A 449-nucleotide genomic window follows, 5' to 3' on the forward strand; every position below is an offset into this window, starting at 1 on the left:
GCCGACGATGCGATCGCCAGGGACTGCCCCTTCCGGCGCGAAGCGCACCGGCAGATCGCCGCGCACGCCGCGGATCGGCACGGCTCCATCGCGCGGCTGGTCCTTGTCCTTGCGCGCGGCACGACCCGGAATCTGGAACAGCATGCCGGCGGCATTGCGGATCTTCGACCAGCCCTCCTCTCGCGGCTTGGGGACGGCCGTGGTGACGCGCTCATCCTTGTAGTCGGGGAATACCGCCTTCATGACATCAGTGGAGGCGAGCTCGCCACGCCCGACAGAGGCCAGCACATCCTCGATGTCCTTGCGCGCCAACCTGTGCAGCACCTGCTTCAGGCTCTCCTTGGTGAAGGTCTTGCCGGCACGCTCGAAGGCGCGTTCCAGGATGCGGATGCCAAGACCCGAATATTGCTTGCGGATGGCGTTCTTGGTGGCACGGCGGATGGCCTGTC

The 449-nt window shown here is 66.4% G+C and carries 1 protein-coding gene; it reads right to left on the bottom strand.

Features of this window, described 5'->3' with window-relative positions; translation table 11 throughout:
* On the bottom strand, positions 1-449 hold a 449-nt coding region (locus EN884_RS38185; protein WP_164895527.1), incomplete at both ends, for a RelA/SpoT AH/RIS domain-containing protein.

Origin of the sequence: Mesorhizobium sp. M7A.F.Ca.AU.001.01.1.1 (assembly GCF_004022735.1) — a bacterium.
Lineage (GTDB): Bacteria > Pseudomonadota > Alphaproteobacteria > Rhizobiales > Rhizobiaceae > Mesorhizobium > Mesorhizobium ciceri.